The 17,598-nt window shown below is 45.5% G+C and carries 13 protein-coding genes and 1 tRNA gene; 5 read left to right on the top strand and 9 right to left on the bottom strand.

The annotated features are described in order from the left end of the window. Window positions 1–418 precede the first annotated feature (418 nt). Entirely contained in the window at window positions 419–1,372 is a 954-nt protein-coding gene (gene cofG / locus QUA71_RS19965; protein ID WP_333287637.1) for a 7,8-didemethyl-8-hydroxy-5-deazariboflavin synthase subunit CofG, read from the top strand. 144 nt (window positions 1,373–1,516) lie between these two features. Here the strand turns inward: cofG and QUA71_RS19960 are convergent, their stop codons facing one another. The 3 genes from QUA71_RS19960 to cpdA all read right to left on the bottom strand — a co-directional run bounded on the left by QUA71_RS19960 (window position 1,517) and on the right by cpdA (window position 5,010). Further along, window positions 1,517–2,293, bottom strand: coding sequence for an SDR family NAD(P)-dependent oxidoreductase (locus QUA71_RS19960; RefSeq protein ID WP_333287634.1), 777 nt, complete (start codon window positions 2,291–2,293; stop codon window positions 1,517–1,519). Window positions 2,294–2,461: 168 nt separating this feature from the next. Next, the gene (locus QUA71_RS19955) at window positions 2,462–3,940 is read right to left on the bottom strand and encodes an alpha-amylase (RefSeq protein WP_333287632.1); all 1,479 of its coding nucleotides are present in this window, start codon (window positions 3,938–3,940) and stop codon (window positions 2,462–2,464) included. Between the two features lie 188 nt (window positions 3,941–4,128). After that, window positions 4,129–5,010 carry a 3',5'-cyclic-AMP phosphodiesterase gene (gene cpdA, locus QUA71_RS19950; protein WP_333287631.1) on the bottom strand — a complete coding sequence of 294 codons (882 nt, stop codon included), beginning with the start codon at window positions 5,008–5,010 and terminating at the stop codon, window positions 4,129–4,131. A gap of 74 nt (window positions 5,011–5,084) precedes the next feature. Between cpdA and QUA71_RS19945 the strand changes: the two genes are divergently transcribed. Both QUA71_RS19945 and QUA71_RS29325 read left to right on the top strand, forming a co-directional pair. Further along, a tRNA-Cys gene (locus QUA71_RS19945) sits at window positions 5,085–5,155 on the top strand. 323 nt (window positions 5,156–5,478) lie between these two features. After that, entirely contained in the window at window positions 5,479–5,655 is a 177-nt protein-coding gene (locus QUA71_RS29325) for a hypothetical protein (protein ID WP_445243805.1), read from the top strand. 437 nt (window positions 5,656–6,092) lie between these two features. Here the strand turns inward: QUA71_RS29325 and cas12k are convergent, their stop codons facing one another. Then, window positions 6,093–8,006, bottom strand: a complete 1,914-nt coding sequence (gene cas12k, locus QUA71_RS19940) for a type V CRISPR-associated protein Cas12k (protein ID WP_333287629.1) — start codon at window positions 8,004–8,006, stop codon at window positions 6,093–6,095. Between the two features lie 71 nt (window positions 8,007–8,077). Between cas12k and QUA71_RS19935 the strand changes: the two genes are divergently transcribed. Continuing rightward, window positions 8,078–8,518 (top strand): MerR family transcriptional regulator, encoded by a 441-nt coding sequence (locus QUA71_RS19935; protein WP_333287627.1) that lies wholly within the window; start codon window positions 8,078–8,080, stop codon window positions 8,516–8,518. 236 nt (window positions 8,519–8,754) lie between these two features. On the opposite strand, the gene QUA71_RS19930 is transcribed toward QUA71_RS19935, so the two are convergent. The 5 genes from QUA71_RS19930 to QUA71_RS19910 form a co-directional block, all read right to left on the bottom strand. Next, complete coding sequence (locus QUA71_RS19930) at window positions 8,755–9,459, bottom strand: SprT family zinc-dependent metalloprotease (RefSeq protein ID WP_333287625.1); 705 nt, start codon at window positions 9,457–9,459, stop codon at window positions 8,755–8,757. A 1-nt stretch (window position 9,460) separates the two neighbouring features. Continuing rightward, complete coding sequence (locus tag QUA71_RS19925) at window positions 9,461–12,574, bottom strand: HsdR family type I site-specific deoxyribonuclease (RefSeq protein ID WP_333287624.1); 3,114 nt, start codon at window positions 12,572–12,574, stop codon at window positions 9,461–9,463. Further along, entirely contained in the window at window positions 12,571–13,755 is a 1,185-nt protein-coding gene (locus QUA71_RS19920; protein ID WP_333287622.1) for a restriction endonuclease subunit S, read from the bottom strand. Before QUA71_RS19920 ends, QUA71_RS19925 begins: the two co-directional genes overlap by 4 nt. Continuing rightward, on the bottom strand, window positions 13,749–16,160 hold the full coding sequence (locus tag QUA71_RS19915; protein WP_333287620.1) for a type I restriction-modification system subunit M: 2,412 nt from the start codon (window positions 16,158–16,160) through the stop codon (window positions 13,749–13,751). Before QUA71_RS19915 ends, QUA71_RS19920 begins: the two co-directional genes overlap by 7 nt. Window positions 16,161–16,286: 126 nt before the next feature. Then, window positions 16,287–16,823: a TniQ family protein gene (locus tag QUA71_RS19910; RefSeq protein ID WP_333287618.1), complete on the bottom strand. Its 537-nt coding sequence runs from the start codon at window positions 16,821–16,823 to the stop codon at window positions 16,287–16,289. A gap of 213 nt (window positions 16,824–17,036) precedes the next feature. Here QUA71_RS19910 and QUA71_RS19905 point away from each other — a divergent pair, with 213 nt between their 5' ends. Beyond that, window positions 17,037–17,285, top strand: a complete 249-nt coding sequence (locus tag QUA71_RS19905; protein ID WP_333287616.1) for a MerR family transcriptional regulator — start codon at window positions 17,037–17,039, stop codon at window positions 17,283–17,285. Window positions 17,286–17,598: the final 313 nt, after the last annotated feature.

Below are 17,598 nucleotides of genomic sequence, written 5' to 3'. Positions count from 1 at the left end.
TCACAAAAGCGTTCCCAGACATTGGCGCTTTCGCGCTGCTGTAAGGTTGTTGTCATTTGTTTATGATTGCTTTATTTTGTTTTCAATGTTCGTGACGGCTTTGTGTTCCGCCATGTAAATAAACATAAAGCTTTTATTTCCGTTTGTAAAGGACTTTTAAGCACAGTTTTTCTTATATCCATTATAAGTTATAGTTATCATAAGCCCAAAAGCTTACTGTATAGGGAGTTTAAAAGCAGAAGGCGGAATTCGTGGACGATCGCCCACAAATGAAAAATACTCATAATCTACCTGGGCAACGAGATTCCGGGCTTGCGTCAGTGTTAAGATAGATGAAGGGTTGCGATCGCCAACCGCAAAACTCGCACTGCACAGATATATGTTGTTGCGTAAGTCCGATCGATAAAAGTCCCAAGGAATGTCCCGCACCGTCACCTACAGCCCTGCTTATACTCTGGTTCCCACTTACGAGTGTTTTAACCGCTGCACCTATTGCAATTTTCGGGCAGAACCGCTGCAAAGTCCTTGGCTGACACTCGCAGAAGCCGAAAAACAGCTTTTGCTGCTGCAAACTCAAGGTGTAATTGAAATTCTGATCCTCAGCGGCGAGGTACATCCTCACAGTCAACGGCGAAAAGCTTGGTTGCAGCGGATTTACGATTTGTGCGAACTGGCACTAGCTATGGGGTTTTTGCCGCATACTAATGTGGGGCCGCTCAGCTTTGAGGAGATGGCACAGTTAAAAAAGGTGAATGTATCGATGGGGCTGATGCTAGAACAGCTTGCGCCACATTTGTTACAAACTGTTCACCGACACGCACCGAGTAAAGTTCCGGCGCTGCGGCTGCAACAGTTAGAATGGGCTGGGGAATTGAAGATTCCGTTTACAACTGGTTTGCTGCTGGGAATTGGGGAAAGTGAGGCAGATTGGATTGAGACGCTGGAGGCGATCGCCCGGATTCATTCGCGTTACAATCACATTCAAGAAGTTATCCTCCAGCCACACAGTCCGGGAAATCAGCAAAGTTGGGACGGTGAAGTTTTTGATGCTACAAAAATGCCCGAAGTAATTGCGATCGCCCGCAGCATTTTACCATCTGAAATCAGGCTGCAAATTCCCCCAAATTTAGTTGCACAGCCAGACATATTGCTGGCTTGTTTAGAAGCAGGTGCTAGAGATTTAGGAGGAATTGGGCCGCGGGATGAAGTTAATCCCGATTATCCTCACCTGCAACACCAAACTTTAACAGAAATTTTAGCAGCATCGGGATGGCAACTCGTAAAGCGTTTGCCTGTTTATCCTCAGTACGATAAGTGGCTGCTGCAGACATTGCAAACTGCTGTCAAACAATGGAGAGTCAATCGATTTTAGATTTTAGATTTTAGATTTTAGATTGAAGAATTGAGCCTACTGATAAATCCGGGGGCTTGTGACCAAATTGCTTGATATTCAGTCATTAATTATGGGTAATGGGTAATTGGTAGCAACATTCTTTAAATTGCTGCTATAGAGATTTTAAATCAAAGAACCGCCACCATCAATCCAGACTTCAGTACCTGTGATAAAGCTGGACGCATCGGATACTAAAAATAAAACTAATTGGGCGATTTGTTCGCTAGAACCGGGGGTATTATCCGTCAAAGGAATCAGGTCTTGAAGGGAATCAGGCTCGAGTGGAATGTCATCAAGATGGCGCTTAACCGTGCTTTCCTCAATGGAAGTCTCCACCGCGCCCGGACATATAACATTGACTCTGATTTGGCTGGGAGCAAGTTCTAGCGCCAGCATTTTCGCTAAAGCTACTTGGGCCGCTTTACTGGAAGCGTAAGCTGTGGCGCCAACTTTCTTGAAACTTCTGGTGCCATTAATGGACGATGTAATGACGATGGAACCTCCTTGTTTTTTCAGATAAGGAACAGCATACTTAACAGTCAAAAATGTTCCTCTGAGGTTGGTATTAATTGTCTTGTCCCACTCTTCAGGTTCTATCTCTTCTATCGGCGACCATACACCGTTAATACCCGCATTTGCCAACACAATATCAATTCTTTGATATTCATCAAAAATGGTTTGAAAGGCCTGTTGCATTTGCATATAATCGGCCACATCTGCTGCAATAGCTAGCCCGCAGCCTCCTTCCTCGACCAACTGGCGGACGGTTTCTTGCCCGGTTTCTAAAGTGCGATTGATAACAGCAACTTTTGCGCCTTCCTTAGCCATTAAAATTGCTGCTGCACGACCAATTCCCGACCCTCCGCCAGTAATAACGGCAACTTTTTGTGAAAGTTTCATAATTATTTTTTATGTAAAATCACATTATAATACACGATCGCACATTCTAAAAATAGGACTAAAGAGAGAGCTTTAGTCCTAACTATAGATAGATTTGAGTTATCAAAAATATGAAAGCAAAAAGTAAAAACATATCTTCCTTTTTACTTTTTGCTGTTAACACAGTCCTTACGGCTGCGGAACCCAGACAGAGACTGAACCGGCGTTACACCTAAAATCAGCCCAACCATCCTCATTCGTGGTGATGGGTTCTTGGATGTGTTCGGTGATGTCAATATAAGTTCGATTCGGCTGTCCGACTTCCATAAACTTAGTGCCATCGCCTCCGTTACTGAGTACCACAGCCATGCCGCCTGGATGTTCTTCATTTCCAAGTCGCGTCCAGCCAATAGTGTTGGGGTGGTCGAAATAATCGTACTGATTGCCGTAGGAATAAGTTTGGCGCGCTAACAAGAATTTATCTACCATAAACTGATGTTGGTCTAACCAAATCTCGTATTCATTGCCATCATTTGCTTTATCCTTATAGTTAGCGCCGTAATAATCCGGGTAAAAAATGCACGGATATCCTTCGCGCCGCAGCAGGATTAAAGCGTAGGCAAGGGGTTTAAACCAAGGCTCGACAACTGATTCTAGGGATTGTAAGGGTTGGGAATCATGGTTGTCAACCAAGGTAACGGCGAGGGCGGGTTGCTGTTGGACGAGAGTGTTATCAAAAATTGTTCGCAAATCGTAGCTATTGCCGGCTTTGCTAGCAGCGTGGAAGTTGTAGTGGAGGGGCGCGTCAAATAAGGAGACTTTACCCTCCGTTGCTTCGATGAAGTAGTGCAAAGCTTCCACTTCGTAAGACCAATATTCGCCGACGGCAAATAGGTCGCGTTGGGCATAGTGGCGGACGTGTTCCAACCATTCTTGGAAAAATTTTGCTGATACGTGTTTGACGGCATCGAAGCGAAAGCCGTCAACGTTTGTTGTATCGATATACCACTCACCCCAGTATTTTAATTCGCCCGTGACTTCTGGGTTGTCCATATCTAAATCGCAACCCATGAGGTAGTCAAAATTACCTTTTTCTAAGTCTACTCCTTGATCGAATTCTTTGCCTTTTAGCAGGTAAACGGCATGGGTTTCTGTGTTGTAAATGTTGTAATCAATGGCGTCAAAATGCCACCAATGCCACTCCATGCTGGAATATTTTTTGTCGCGGCCGGGGAAGGTAAAATGCGTCCAAGCTTTGATTTTTTGATATTCGCCTACTGGGGCATTGCGGTCTTCGGGATGGAAGGGTGTAGCTTCGACTTCTTCTTCTGCATCGGCACCTAATTTGTGGTTGAAGACAACATCGGCATAAATCCGAATTCCTGCATCTTGTGCAGCTTTAATCGCGCGCAAATACTCATCTTTTGTCCCGTATTTCGTGCGTACCGACCCTTTTTGGTCGAATTCGCCTAAATCGAATAAGTCGTAGACGCTGTAACCTACCTCCTGAGCGCCGTCTGTTCCTTTATAGGCGGGTGGCAACCAAAGGGATGTAATGCCTATTTTGGCTAAATCTTTTGCAGATTCGGCTAGCTGATTCCACAGGTTCCCGTCAGCGGGATTGTACCAGTGGAAATACTGCATCATCACGCCATTTAGTTCAGACATAAATTTAGTTTTTCCTGTTTTGTAATGTTGCTAGATATATTTTTGTTGGTTGCCGAGCCCTCTAGCTATGCCTGCAATCTATAGCCAATAATTATCATAATAGATGGGGTTGCTCACAACAATCTATCTGTTGATGGATTGACAAAAAAAGGTAAATTTGATAAATATTTTTAGGTTATCGAAAATTATTAAAAGGGTGGCGATACTTCGGCGACGCGCTCAACTCTTGTGCTCCAAGTACCGTCGATCGCCAATTCAAGCAATCTAAATCCGGGCGGGATTTCGTCAAGGATAATCGGATGGCTTTTCGGTAAAAGTTGGATGCAGGTGCTGGGTGTCCCCAAGTAGGTAACTGAGCCCCGCTGTTGGTGGAATTCTTGGTGAATGTGGCCGCAGAGGACTATTTTGATTTGAGGGTATCGATCGACAATTGCGAAAAATTCATCGGCATTGTGCAGCATCATTCCATCCATGATTTCACAGTCGATCGGCAAAGGATGATGGTGCAAGGCAATGATAACAGGTCGATCGCCCGTTTGTTGCAGTTGAGAGTCGAGCCAATGCAAGCTTTCTGGGGAAAGCCGCCCGCCGTCGCATCCCGCTTCCACACTCGAAAGTAATACAAATTGCCAGTTTCCTAGCATCCATGATTTTTCTGGGGAAAGAGGCGACTGATTTAAGATTTCTGACATGACTGGGATGTTGTCGTGGTTCCCAGGTATCCAGTAGGCGGGTATTCCGAGGGTGGCGATGAGGGATACGAGGCGCTGGTAGGATTCGGGTGTTTCGTCTTGCGACAAGTCGCCTGTGAGTAGGAGTAAGTCGGGCGGCGGCTGTATCTGTTGCAAGCGATCGAGAACTGCTTGGAGGGTGCGGGTTGTTGAGAGGCCTTTCCATTCTCGATCGATCTCTGCAAACAAGTGAGTGTCGGTGATTTGGGCGACGAGTAGGGGAGAAACTGGTGTCATGGCTGGTGTTGCGGGCGATCGATTTAGTTCTAGAATAGCCTCGGATGGGTTTTGGGGATATGGGAAAAAAGGGCGATTCCCTACGGGATAGCTTCGCTTCACGAAATTTTTGACAGGTATGTTAAATTTTTCGAGATTTGGTGTACTATAAGAAAACGTCAAATTTCAGACGTGACGGCGGCATAGCCAAGTGGTAAGGCAGAGGTCTGCAAAACCTCCACCCCCAGTTCAAATCTGGGTGCCGCCTTTTTTAATTGTCGAGTGTCAAATTATTTGTCCGCGTTGACATATTGCTGTCCGTTTGACAAATTACTTGTCCGCATTGACATATTGTTGTCCTGAAAAGAAGATAGCTTACAAAAGTATTACAAATATATTGGGCAGACCCCTGCCTTACCTTTCAACCCACTCGTAGTCTATGGCCATTGAAGCCTTATAAGCCTAGAATAATAGCATTCGGTCGAACAAAATAGCTTTCAACCCACCCCTAGTCGGGATGGCAATTGAAGCTCCAATTCGTCCATACCAATAAACCAATGCACATGAACTTTCACCCCACCCCTAGTCGGGATGGCAATTGAAGTTGTGCCTGTAGTCGCCAGAACGCCGCAACTAATCCGCACTTTCAACCCACCCCTAGTCGGGATGGCCATTGAAGCCGATCTACTCCATCAATTAGCAGCAATAGCAAACTATTCTTTCAACCCACCCCTAGTCGGGATGGCCATTGAAGCACTAAGCGCTTAAACCCTAACCTAAACTGACTTCCAGAAACAAATTTCGTCAATCTTGAAAATGTTGCCCTGGAAACTGTCACAACTGGAGGGTTGACCATCCCAGAAAAAGCCCAAACTTAGTCTGGCTATTAACTTCAGAAGATTCGTCAACCTCCTGGGAATTTCGCTCCCGCTTAGGTTCACGAAAAAAATAAGGTGGGTTCCTCCTTGGTCGGAGGTGATTTAGTAGCCACCACTGCGGTAAACCCGCACCCGTATTGCTGGGGGCGCACCTAATTCCTATCCGCAAGGGATAGCAGCTTCGGGGTGGGCAGCCACTAGGGTCAGAAAGCACAACGGTCTTCCAACCGTCAAACTAACCCTCATTTATCACTGCTCAGAGGCTCTAACGAGCATGACCAGCGGCGCTATTTACTATTCTATTGTCAATGTGCAGTTAGTTGTCAATTAAGTTTTGGAACGTGAGTGATAGACGGAGATCGCTATCTCCTTTGCTTTCTCTTGGGGACTTCCTCTAACTGGCTGCTGTCCCTCTTCGATCACCATCCCAACTTTCGCTGCTTGACTCTTGATACACTCGATTAGTCTGCCATAACTCCAATTGTGAACGCTAACACGGTATTGTTTAGCGTAGTTTCGCTGACCTTCTAAAAATTCTGGGCATTTTTGCTCGGCTAAAGCTTGAATTTCGCTTTGGACTATTTCTCGCATATCGCCGAGTTTGGGTAAGACGATGCTACTAGCTTGATATTTTTGCGCGATCGCGATAATCTCTTTCGCTAGTAATTTATCTACATATTCCCCTAACTCCGACTCTCCAAAACGGTTAGGGGCAGCCTGTTTTTGGGCGCTGTGTCGCTGTTGGGAAGTGCGCTGTTTTTCTTGGCGCTGGCGGTTGAGTAGCTGGTAATTTTTACCGAGTAGCTGTTTGACACTGCGGTAAGTCAGGGGTTTAGATGCGATCGCGTCCACTATGGCGATGGTAGCAGGTTTTTCTAAGCCCAGGCTCACACCAACAAGAATATGAGGGTTCCCCTGATATAAAGGTTGACTGGGGCGGGGGAAAGGGTTATTAATACGAGCTAATGTAGAGTTTTGGCGCTGAATAAAGGCTTGCTGATTTTCGTTAAGGTTGCCTTTTTCTTTGGTTTTGGTGAGGACTTTGGCAATTTCGGCAGCTTTTTCTTGCTTGACTTGTTCTGTACCTTCGGCTGTCCAGAGACGGGTATCAACGGTGCAGTAAAGGGTTAAGCGGTGGACGTTCCAAGGTTCGCCTCTTCCTTCTCCTTCTTGCCAAGCAATGCGGCCGCTGCGGAGGGTGAAAAGGCTGCTGGAATGTTGGTTTTTGCTGGCTCGTTTGATGTGTTGGTCTTCTAGGAAACGATTAAACCAAAGGAGTTGGCGCTGGTCGCAATAGATTTGAAAACTGTGTTCGCTTAAACCGCCGAATTTAACGCAGAGGCGGTTTGATGGGTTTTTAAACCAGGTTAGGTCTTCGTTGGTTTCGTAGGCGACAGGGAAGGGTACGGCTACGGGTTGTTTCAAGAGGCGGTCTTGCCAGGATTTGGCTTGGGCTTCGTTTTCGGGGAAGGTGGTAGATGCGATCGCTAATGTTTCTAACCATCTAGCGTTTGTTAAGTCTCTACCTTTGGGCATTCTGGCGGTTAGCTGTTCGATGAGGCGCTGGATTTGGATTTCGACTCGGCGACGACGTTTGGCAAATTTTTCTGGGTCTTCTTCTTTATCGGTGAGTTTACAGCCGTTTTTCAACAAGTAAGCGATCGCACTTCGGTTCAAGTTGTCTTCACTTTGGCGGTAGGCTTCAAACAAGCTGTGAGATAGGCTGCGGTTAGTTTCGGAAACTTTCGGTTTTTTTGCTTTTTTACTTGTTTTTTTAGGCTTGGGAGAGTCGGCGAGGGCTGAGCGCGGAGTATATTGAGCCAAGATTTCAGTGGCTTTGGCGCGGAGGGTGTCTAAGGTGATGCCGTTAGTTTCTATGAGTTCGGCATCGCTTTTGAGCATTTCTAGCCAACGGGTTTTGCCTTCGATTTGGTATTGCAACCGTTTCATTAAGGCTAACCAAGATTTGTAGATGTAGTTAACAACTGCGATCGCGCTTGCGTAAAAGCGACTGGGTTGACCGACATAGCGGGGGTCAGTTTTGAGAGATTCCCAAAGCTGTTTGATCAGTCCTGCGGGCAGTTTGCCGTTTTGTCGCCATGTCGGGAAATCAGGGTGTTGGCCAACTTGTTCTAGGAGTTCATTGATTAGGGGCGTGTTTTTCTGTGCCATTAACTCCCAAAGTTGACGGCGGGTGGGCTCGTTGGCGATTAGGCGACACTGGATGGTGATTTGACTCATCGCTGTTTTTAACACTAATGTTTCAATACTAACATAAATGTATAAATTAGCGCTGCTGTAGAATGAGTTTCATGGAAGAGCGCTTTTTTACGAGTAAGCAGGCGGCCCAGATTGCAGGCTGTACGTTACGTCAGTTGCAGTATTGGCGTGAGAGTGGGATTGTTGTCCCTGTGATTACGGAAACGGGGACGGGGAGGAGTATTTACTACTCTGAGGGAAATTTGGTGGAGTTGGCGGCGATGGTTTATTGGCTGTCGGTGGGTTTTACCTTTGAGGTGGCGCGGGAAGTGCTGAAGACGCTTAAGGAGCAGTATCCGGGGCTTTTGAGCGATCAAGAGCCAAAGCGGTTAATTTTTGTCAAAGAATCACAGGAAGGAGCGGCTAAGTTGGTAGAGTTCGATGGGGAGAAGGTAGTAGCCGCTTGGGCTGAGGGTAAGTTTGTTGTGCCGGTGTGGTTGGATGTGATTTATGGGCGATCGCGTGAGAGAGTGAATGTGAGAGTGAGGGTGTAAAGTGCGATCGCTCCAACTGGTAGAGTTTGATTGGGAGAGTGCGATCGCATCGTTAAAATCTGGTCAGCCTGTAATCCCTGTCTGGTTAGATCAGATTCATCAAGGGCTAGCTAGTAAGCTGGTGAGTTAGGCCCGATCGCATTTTTGCATTTAATTAGCCTTGTCGTGGTTTGAGCTGAGGTGATTCATTGGCGGTTGCTGGAAAACTAAAAGAAGTCGATAGTTCCAGTTGAATCTCAATAGCTTCCAAGTGGAGAGCGGTTCAATTCATCTTTATAGAAACGCCAATTAGGAAGGAATCGATTCATTAACAGGGTGAATCGCTCGTTATGATGCCGTTCTAAAAGATGCGTCATTTCATGGACGACGACATATTCTAGACAGTGAAGTTCTTTCTTTGCGAGTTCAAGGTTCAACCAGATGCGTTTCGCCTCAATGTTACAAGTGCCCCATTTTGTTTTCATCTGCTTCACTCCCCAATCATTAACCTGAACGCTTAGAATCGGTGTCCACTTTTCGATTAATGGAGGAATTGCTTGTTTTAACTGCTGCCGATACCAATTCATTATTACTTTTTGGCGTTGGGCTTCATCGCTTCCTTCCTTGACGTAGAGGTCGATATAGGTGTTGTTTCTGACTTTTACTTTGGGGCTACCTTTGTGATAAATAACATTGAGTAAATAGCGTTTGCCTTGAAAATAGTGCGTTTCACCGGATACAAATTCTCTTTTTGATTGGCGTTCTTGTGCTTTAAAATTGGCTTGGTGTTTTTTGATCCAAGCTATCTTTGAGATGGCAAATAAACGAACCGCTTCATCATTTACTTTTAAAGGGACAGCCATCCGCACCCGACCATCGGGAGGATATACCCCTAGATGGATGTTTTTAATATCTTTTCGGTCAATATCAATTACTAGCTCGCTGATTGTTATCTGAGGCATCTTAATAATCGCTTTGATTCTTCACAATATCAAAAATTATATCCACTTTTTCAGCAGGGTCAAGGTGTTTTTTGATGGCATTTCTAACTTCACGTTCCTTGATTTTATTGCCGCGCCAAGCATCTTTTTTAGTTTGGCAAATTGCACGATCGATCGCCAATGCCAGCACCTCATTTTGGTCTAGGTTATCGTATAAGGCTCGTTTGGCGGGAGAGTCCAGAGATGGAGGGTACTGGGTTGAGGTTGCAGGTTGGGTAACTTGTCGGCTGAGAGAGACAACTTTATTCAGGTAGTTTTCATACTCCTGAGCGGCTGTTTTGCGTTCTTGAATCAGTTTATCCAAGAGCTCGGACATTGTGCCGAAATACTTGGGGTTGGTGGGGCGTTGTTCGATGATGACTTTGCGTAGATTGTTCTCAATGGTTTCGGCAACGGCTTCTGGGTTTTGTCTGATGCCTTTGGGTAGGGTATTGACTGCATCCTTGCCGCGATCGACAATCAACTCAATCAGCGTCATATCCTCAAAGGTGGAAAGCACTTCGCTCTCTTCTGCGCCAATGTAGCTATCGATCAGGTGGCGCATCGCGGGTTCATAGGCTTTCAGGTCGATCGCATCCCCGCTGGCAAGTTTGACTTCGGCGCGAATTTGTTCGTAATATTTGACTTCCTGCTTAATGGTTTCAATTTCAGCAGCAGAATAGCCAGCTTCTGGCATATCATTTGCTAGATTAGCGTAAGCTCGAACTAGAGAAGCGGTGAGTTTGTAGAGGCTAACTCGCTTTTGTTCGTGTTCTTTTACTAAATCTGGGTCTTCGGTGTTGGAAGCACAGAAATAACGGATGTAGGCCAGGGTATTTTTTGGCGGTTCTACAGGCTCGCACAGGGCTTTGATGCTTTCTCGGGCAGTTTCTAAACGTTCGACTCCCTTTTCCAGGCGATCGCTCAACAACCCCTCGACATCGCCTCGATCGTAGTCCTCAAACGCTTCGGCGGTGTAGTCGAGAACGGATTTCTCCAGGCTGTTGAACAAATCTTTGTAATCGATAATATAACCATACTCTTTATCGTCACCATCCAGTCGATTAACGCGACAAATCGCCTGAAACAAACCATGATCTCGCATGGTTTTATCTATGTAGAGATAGGTGGTGGGGGGCGCATCGAAACCAGTCAGCAGCTTATCCACCACAATCAGCAGCTTCATCTGGGCGGGTTCATCAACAAATTTATTTTTGACCTCTTCCTCAAAGGCTTCGGGGGTTTTACCATTCAGCATTTTTTGGTAAATCTCATACTGCCGCTGCTTTTCGGTGTATTCGTCTCCGCCGGTGCTTTCGCCTTTGATGCTTTGGAGGGAGCCATCGTAAGAGGTGACGATCGCACATCGTTTGAAGCCGCGATTCTGGAATAACTCATAATATTTGCAGGCTTGGTAAATGCTGCCTGCCACCAACAGAGCATTGCCCCGATTGCTTTGGAGACGGTCTTTGGTTTCAAAGTCTAATAGGATATCGCTGACAATTTTTTCTAGTCTGGATGCCGAACTCAAAACCTGTTGTAAGGTACCCCAGCGCTGTTTCAGTTGAATCTTGGCTTGTGCGGTTAAGCCTCTAGTTTTCGCTTCAAACCACTGGTCGATTTTGGTTTCGGAAGTGATGAATTGATCGACATTGCGGGCTTCGTAGCGTAAATCGAGAACTACTTTATCGGCTACGCCTTCATGAAATTTATAGGTATGAATGTAACCGCCAAAGACCTCAATGCTATTCTGCTTGTCCTTTTTGAGTAACGGCGTACCTGTGAAGCCAATAAACACGGCATTGGGCAGAATTTCCTTCATGGCATCGTGCAGCTTGCCTGATTGGGTGCGGTGGCATTCATCTACAAATACATAGATATTGCCTTTGGAGGAGAAATCTGAGGGGAGACTGCGCTTGAGGTCTGCAATGTAGCTGTCGTAGTCTGCGTCGCTGACTTTATCTTTGTCTTTTTTGCCGAATTTATGAATTAAAGAACAGAGTAGCCAGGGGGCCGTGCGATCGAGTTTATCGATCAGGTCGCTGCCGTTTTCGGTGCGATAGATGTCTTCGTTAACGCCTTTAAAAACTTTCTCAATCTGCTTGTCTAGTTCATCGCGATCGGTCACGATCAGGACACGGGCATCGGGGATATTTTCGCGAATCCATTTGGTCAGCCACACCATTGTTAGACTTTTGCCACTGCCTTGGGTGTGCCAGATAATGCCGCCCTTCCGTTGTTGCAGAAAGGTTTGAGTGGCTTTAACACCAAAATACTGGTTATGACGGCAAACTTTTTTGATGCCTCGATCGAACACAATAAAATCGTGGATTAGTTCGAGGAATCGTTGTTTTTCGCAAAGGCGCAGCAGAGTGCAATCGAGTGCGTTGTCGGCAATCCCGCAGTCTAAACTGGATAAATATTTGTTTTCTTTAGGGTCTGTTTGAGGATTATAGTCTGGGTTTTCTTCTTTCCACGTGAGATAATATTTTTCAGGAGTTTCGATCGTGCCGTAGCGTAAGCCTTGAGTGTTATTGCCTGCCATAACAAACTGCATGGTGGCAAAGAAGGATTTGATAAATCTTGAGGTTTGGTTATCGAGGTTTTGACGGATGCCTTCGGAAACGGAGACAGTGCTGCGTTTGAGTTCTAATACACCCAAGGCGATACCGTTGATATACAGCACCACATCCGGGCGTTTGGCATTTTCGCCTTTGACTGTCACCTCTTCGGCAATAGCGAAGTCGTTTTCTAAGGGGTTTTTCCAATTAATCAGCCAAACGGTTTGGGCGTTTTCGCCGACTTCTTCCCGGACTTTGACCCCATAGCGTAACAGGCTGTAGACGGCTTTGTTGATGTCGTAGAGGCTTTTACTTTGGTCGTCTGCGGCTTTTTTGAGTTGGTCGAAAGCTTTGTTAATCAGGCTGTCGCTGTAGTGTTGTTTGTGGCGCAAAAAGTTGGTGAGGAGATCGCTTTCAACATGGCTATTATTGGGGCGGTCTTGCCAGTTGCCTAGATAGCCATAGCCCAACTGCTGCTGGAACAGTTGCACAACACGATTTTGGGTTAAGCGTTCCTTTTCTCCGACGTGACTCATACCAGCCGTGTCCTCCCAGTGAGAAGTTCCTGCATCATACCCTGTTTGATGGCTTTGTATTTATCGCGTTTTTGCTCTAAGGCTTCAATTTCGGCATCCATGCCGGTGAGGACTTGGGCGATCGCTTGTTGCTCAGAAATATGTGGAATAGAAACTAATAAATTTTTTAACTGAGCTCCTGTGATCAATGGTTGTCCTGAACCGAAAACCAGAGTATTGAGCTTATAATTCACCAATTTGTAGTAAGTAAAAATAATATCTACACTCTGATTAAGACTAATAATCAAGGTGTTATCTGATACACAATAATAGCCACTGACTAAATTGGTTGTTCCGGCATTTGCTCCAACTCTCGCAACTAATATCTTTTCACCACAGTAATCAAAGTTATTGTTATATCCAATTATTCCTGTTGAGCCATAGACGGGATATAACCCACTTTCTGATTTTGAATTGGATTTACCAGAAGCTATTGAGTGGCTAATTTCTCTTAATGTTTTTACTTCCCAAGTGTCAATAAAACCAGGTAAAGTTTTTCTGCCCGCCAAAAGCTCCTGCATTGCGCCTTGCTTGATGTTGCGCTTTTTGGTGATGAGGAGATCGAGTTCTGCTATCGCGGCATCGGCATCACTGAGGGCTTGTGCGATCGCTCTTTGTTCAGAGAGCGGAGGTAGAGGTATGGGAAACTCTTTTACATTCCTACTTGTGATGTTTGGATCTTTCCGGCTACTGATAGCAACACTTTTCCAGTAACTAACTCGAAAATTCAGATAGTTAATTATAAAAATTGAATCTAAAGTTTCGCGTTGTGGCTGAATAGCTATTAGTGCCTGATTAACAGCGGCTGGTATCTTGAGTAATCCTGTCCTTCCAATTTGATTAAATCCACCATACATGGCCACTAAAACTGTGCCAATACTATATTCCTTCAAGCAAGTCTCATTTAGCGCTAACTCGGTTATTTTTTCTCCGGTATGAATTATATTGCTATTATTTAGATCGGTGGTTTTTACCCAGTAAATGTTTCCGTTAGAATAGTACCTCTCCTCTAATTTTCTCGATGGTGTTGTTCCAGAAGACAGTTTGCTCACGTCTTCCAATCTTTTTTCCTGCCAATCATTAGGAATTAGCCCTACCTTAGTCTCTTTATAACCTTCTGGTACATTTGTAACCATCACCATGCCATCCCCATTCTCTTCAAATGAGCCTCCACCCGACTTGTCAACTCATCCACCCGACTTGTCAAATCTGGCAAAGGTGTCTCATATCGTTCTGCTAACTCCTTAATCCGTTGCGCCAACCGTTGCGAAATCCGCTCCATCTCTGAATTTATTGCTTGTTGCAGCGTCACCATCCACTTGTCATCTACCACCAGCGTTTTAATCTCGTCCTGCGTTAGATCCCGATATTTTTTTAACACACATTCATCTAAAAATTGAGTCCGTTCTTTAATTTTTTTAGTAAGTTCTGCCTCTTCGTCAATCAGTTTTAAATAAGCCTTTAACACCTTCAAATCATCCACAAACATTGTTGCATTATTCTTAATTTTCTTGATGCGATCATTCACGTTTGCTTTCGTAATTTTGCCACTATCATTAGTAACTTCTTCCAGCAAACCCTCCTCGCCACCGTGTTCTTCTTGCAGTTCCTCCTGCTGGCGAACCATGTCATCTCTTTTCGCTTCGAGTTTTTCAATCGCCGCCTGTTCAGCTTTAAAATAGCGGTTAATCATCAACTCTTTGGGAATCAGTTCGCAAGTAGCATCTGTAACTGCACCTTTTTTATTCCTCACCATTTTCAGTTCTGCCTTCCAGCCATCCTCAACCAGAATATAAACATCATCCTTCATACTCTCTACCCAATAAGTCATTAGGTGCTGATAGACATCGTATTTATCTATCAGACTTTTTCCAGTAAAAGCTTGCAACAAATCTTCTGAAAGACTGTAAATAATATCCTTGGGATGATGTCCCGGTTGGATCTCTTTCAGCCAATGTGTATTTTTTGCTTGCCACCCTTCAAAAACCGCCTGAATTTCTTGCCCATAGCTAATAAATTCGGGATAGTCAAAAATGCAGGCTTTGACCTCCTCTATGGAGATCTTTAGCTTTAAATATCCAGGTCGCTCTGCTATTTCAAAAAGCTTCTGCTTTAGCGTCGGATACACTTGCCAATACTCACTCAACGCCTCAACATCTCGCTTGGGAATTCCTCCCAACAGATGCGCCTCAATATCCTGAATATCTTCCTCTTCCTGGCTGTCGATGTAGCGGGGAATATTCAGGTTGTAGTCGTTTTTGGGTTCAGCAATTTCCTCAAATGGCACAAAGCGGGAATACTTCGGAATCTCTAGCTGCCGATTAAACACATCAACAATTTTGTGACTATCCTGATCCCGCAATCGGTTCTTATTGCCATCTTTGACAAAACTTTTGCTGGCATTGATCATAAAAAGGCCCTGGCGCTTCTCGGCATTTTCCTTGTCCAGCACAATGATGCAGGCAGGAATCCCCGTTCCATAAAATAGGTTGGGCGGCAAGCCGATAATGCCTTTAATCACACCCTGGCGAATCAGATTCTTGCGGATCTCTGCTTCGGCATTCCCCCGAAATAGAACCCCGTGAGGCAGAATAATCGCTCCTTTACCCTGACTTTTAAGCGATCTGAGCAGATGCAGCAAAAAGGCATAGTCGCCATTTTTCGCCGGAGGGATGCCATCCTCAAATCGCTTAAATTCGTCTTGAACCGGGTTAAATCCATTGCTCCAAGCTTTTGAAGAAAAAGGCGGATTAGCAACAGCAAAATCAAATTGTTTCAGTTTCCCATCTGCTTCTTTAAACAGCGGGTCTGCCAACGTATTCCCTTGTAAAATATCTGCCGTAGGATGCGCGTGCAAAATCATGTTCATCTTAGCCAAGGCGCGAGTAGCGTTGTCCATCTCCTGCCCATAGATGGTTAACCCCCGTGCAGTTTCATCCGCCGCCTTCAGCAACAAAGAACCGCTGCCACAAGTCGGGTCATAGATACACTGCTCCTGGCTTTCGGCAGTATTGACCCCAATCACCTTAGAAATAATCCGAGACACTTCCGCCGGAGTATAAAACTGTCCTTTGCTTTTCCCCGACTGGGTGGCAAAGTTCCGCATCAGGTACTCGTAGGCATCCCCTAACAGATCGTCCCCATCTGCCCGATTTTTACTAAAATTCAGGTTCGGATCATTAAAGATATCTACCAAGTTAGAGAGCCGATCCTGCATCTCCTTACCTTTACCCAACTTGTCAGCATCATTGAAATCAGCAACATCAATAATGCCCTTCAGGTCATTCGCTTCCGCAAGTTTGGCAATAATTTTATTGATTTTGTCCCCAATTTCTTTGTCGCCTTTGAGCGCCACAATGTCCTGAAAGCTTCCCCCATCCGGGACTTCAATCAGGGCATCCTCTACCCCAGCATAGCGGTCAGAAACATATTTAATGAACAATAACGCCAGTACATAATCTTTATATTGCGAGGCATCCATGCCGCCCCGCAACTCATCACAGCTTTTCCATAACGAACTGTAAAGTTCACTTTTTTTAAGTGCCATCTTGTGCCGCCTTGTACAGCGCGTCCTAAGTTTTGTCTGCTAGACAGTGTTAGAACGCAATTAATTATTTTACCTGGAAACGCAACCAGCCCGCAAAGAACCAGTAATATTTCACAACATCCAAATCTATTCACTGACCAAATCGTCTTTTTGCGTAAAGCGTAAAGGCTTTTGGTATATTTTTATTTCAGCAAAAGAGGTAAAACATCTTTGGCATTGCCCTTCAACCCATAAAGCTGGAATTTTGAATCTTGCCCCACAGTTAGGACATTCTGACAGCAAACGTAACTGGTGGCGATCGCACCCCGTTGCCGTCTTAAACTGCCACTCTATCCGGTGACAAGGCGACTGGGCATAACAAGCCCCACACAACCGAATCGGCTCCAACTTCTTCCCCACCCCAGGAGGCGGTAACATTTCCTGTAACCGTTCCCTTTCAACTCCGACCACTACCGCCAACGCATCCAACTGCTGAGGAGAAGGAGGCGGATTAAACCGAAACTTCTCCCAACGGGCGATCGCACCTCCCAACCCCGCCATCTTACCCAACCGATTCGGCGTTAACTCATTCGCCCGTCGAAACCGCCCCAAAAAATGGCTCAAACTCTCACCTTCCAACGGTTCCACCCGAAACAGCCAAGGCTGGATATCGATCGCTTCCATCACTTGTACTCCGCAGCAACTTCCTTGAGAGTCTCCAAATCAATCTTTGATAATCCCCTCTTCAAAGCCCGAATCGCCGTCTCCCTAAGTAATCATATCCAATAGCCCCACATAACCCCCAGTCGCCTCCCCCAAAGTCTTCAGCATGGCATTACTAGAAAGATTAGAAGCCACAGGTAACTGCAAAACCTTCTTTTCCCAAACTTCCGTCAGTTGCAGTATTGGCGTGAGAATGGGGTTGTTGTCCCTGTGATTACGGAAACGGGGACGGGGAGGAGTATTTACTACTCTGAGGGAAATTTGGTGGAGTTTGCGGCGATGGTTTATTGGCTGTCGGTGGGTTTTACCTTTGAGGTGGCGCGGGAAGTGCTGAAGACGCTTAAGGATCAGTATCCGGGGCTTTTGATCGATCGCTCAAAAGCTGTTAATTTTTGTCAAAGAGCCACAGGCAGGAGCTTCTAAGCTGATAGAGTTCGATGGGGAGAAGGTAGTAGCAGCTTGGGCTGAGGGTAAGTTTGTTGTGCCGGTGTGGTTGGATGTGATTTATGGGCGATCGCGTGAGAGAGTGAAGGGGTAGAGTGCGATCGCTCGAACTGGTGGACTTTGATTTGTTGAAGGCTATTGATTCCTTAAAATTTGATCAGCCTGTGATTCCTCTGTGGTTAGCTCAGATACATCAAATTAGGTTGAAGGGGTAGGGGGATCAAATTCTTTGTTTTCGGTAATTTATTGAGCAAAGTTACACAATAGTAATAAATTAGAGTGACCGAACTGA

The organism is Microcoleus sp. MON1_C5 (assembly GCF_036701875.1).
In the GTDB taxonomy this organism is placed as follows: Bacteria; Cyanobacteriota; Cyanobacteriia; order Cyanobacteriales; family Microcoleaceae; genus Microcoleus.
This window is presented reverse-complemented; position numbering and strand designations above follow the sequence as displayed.

Excerpts from the sequence above, each read along its gene's own strand:
- QUA71_RS29325 (WP_445243805.1), top strand. The coding sequence starts at position 5,479 with ATGGCAATTGAAGTTGTGCCTGTAGTCGCCAGAACGCCGCAACTAATC.
- QUA71_RS19935 (WP_333287627.1), top strand. The coding sequence starts at position 8,078 with ATGGAAGAGCGCTTTTTTACGAGTAAGCAGGCGGCCCAGATTGCAGGC.
- QUA71_RS19920 (WP_333287622.1), bottom strand. The coding sequence starts at position 13,755 with ATGGTGATGGTTACAAATGTACCAGAAGGTTATAAAGAGACTAAGGTA.
- QUA71_RS19955 (WP_333287632.1), bottom strand. The coding sequence starts at position 3,940 with ATGTCTGAACTAAATGGCGTGATGATGCAGTATTTCCACTGGTACAAT.
- cofG (WP_333287637.1), top strand. The coding sequence starts at position 419 with ATGTCCCGCACCGTCACCTACAGCCCTGCTTATACTCTGGTTCCCACT.
- cas12k (WP_333287629.1), bottom strand. The coding sequence starts at position 8,006 with ATGAGTCAAATCACCATCCAGTGTCGCCTAATCGCCAACGAGCCCACC.
- QUA71_RS19930 (WP_333287625.1), bottom strand. The coding sequence starts at position 9,459 with ATGCCTCAGATAACAATCAGCGAGCTAGTAATTGATATTGACCGAAAA.
- QUA71_RS19925 (WP_333287624.1), bottom strand. The coding sequence starts at position 12,574 with ATGAGTCACGTCGGAGAAAAGGAACGCTTAACCCAAAATCGTGTTGTG.
- QUA71_RS19910 (WP_333287618.1), bottom strand. The coding sequence starts at position 16,823 with ATGGAAGCGATCGATATCCAGCCTTGGCTGTTTCGGGTGGAACCGTTG.
- QUA71_RS19915 (WP_333287620.1), bottom strand. The coding sequence starts at position 16,160 with ATGGCACTTAAAAAAAGTGAACTTTACAGTTCGTTATGGAAAAGCTGT.
- QUA71_RS19960 (WP_333287634.1), bottom strand. The coding sequence starts at position 2,293 with ATGAAACTTTCACAAAAAGTTGCCGTTATTACTGGCGGAGGGTCGGGA.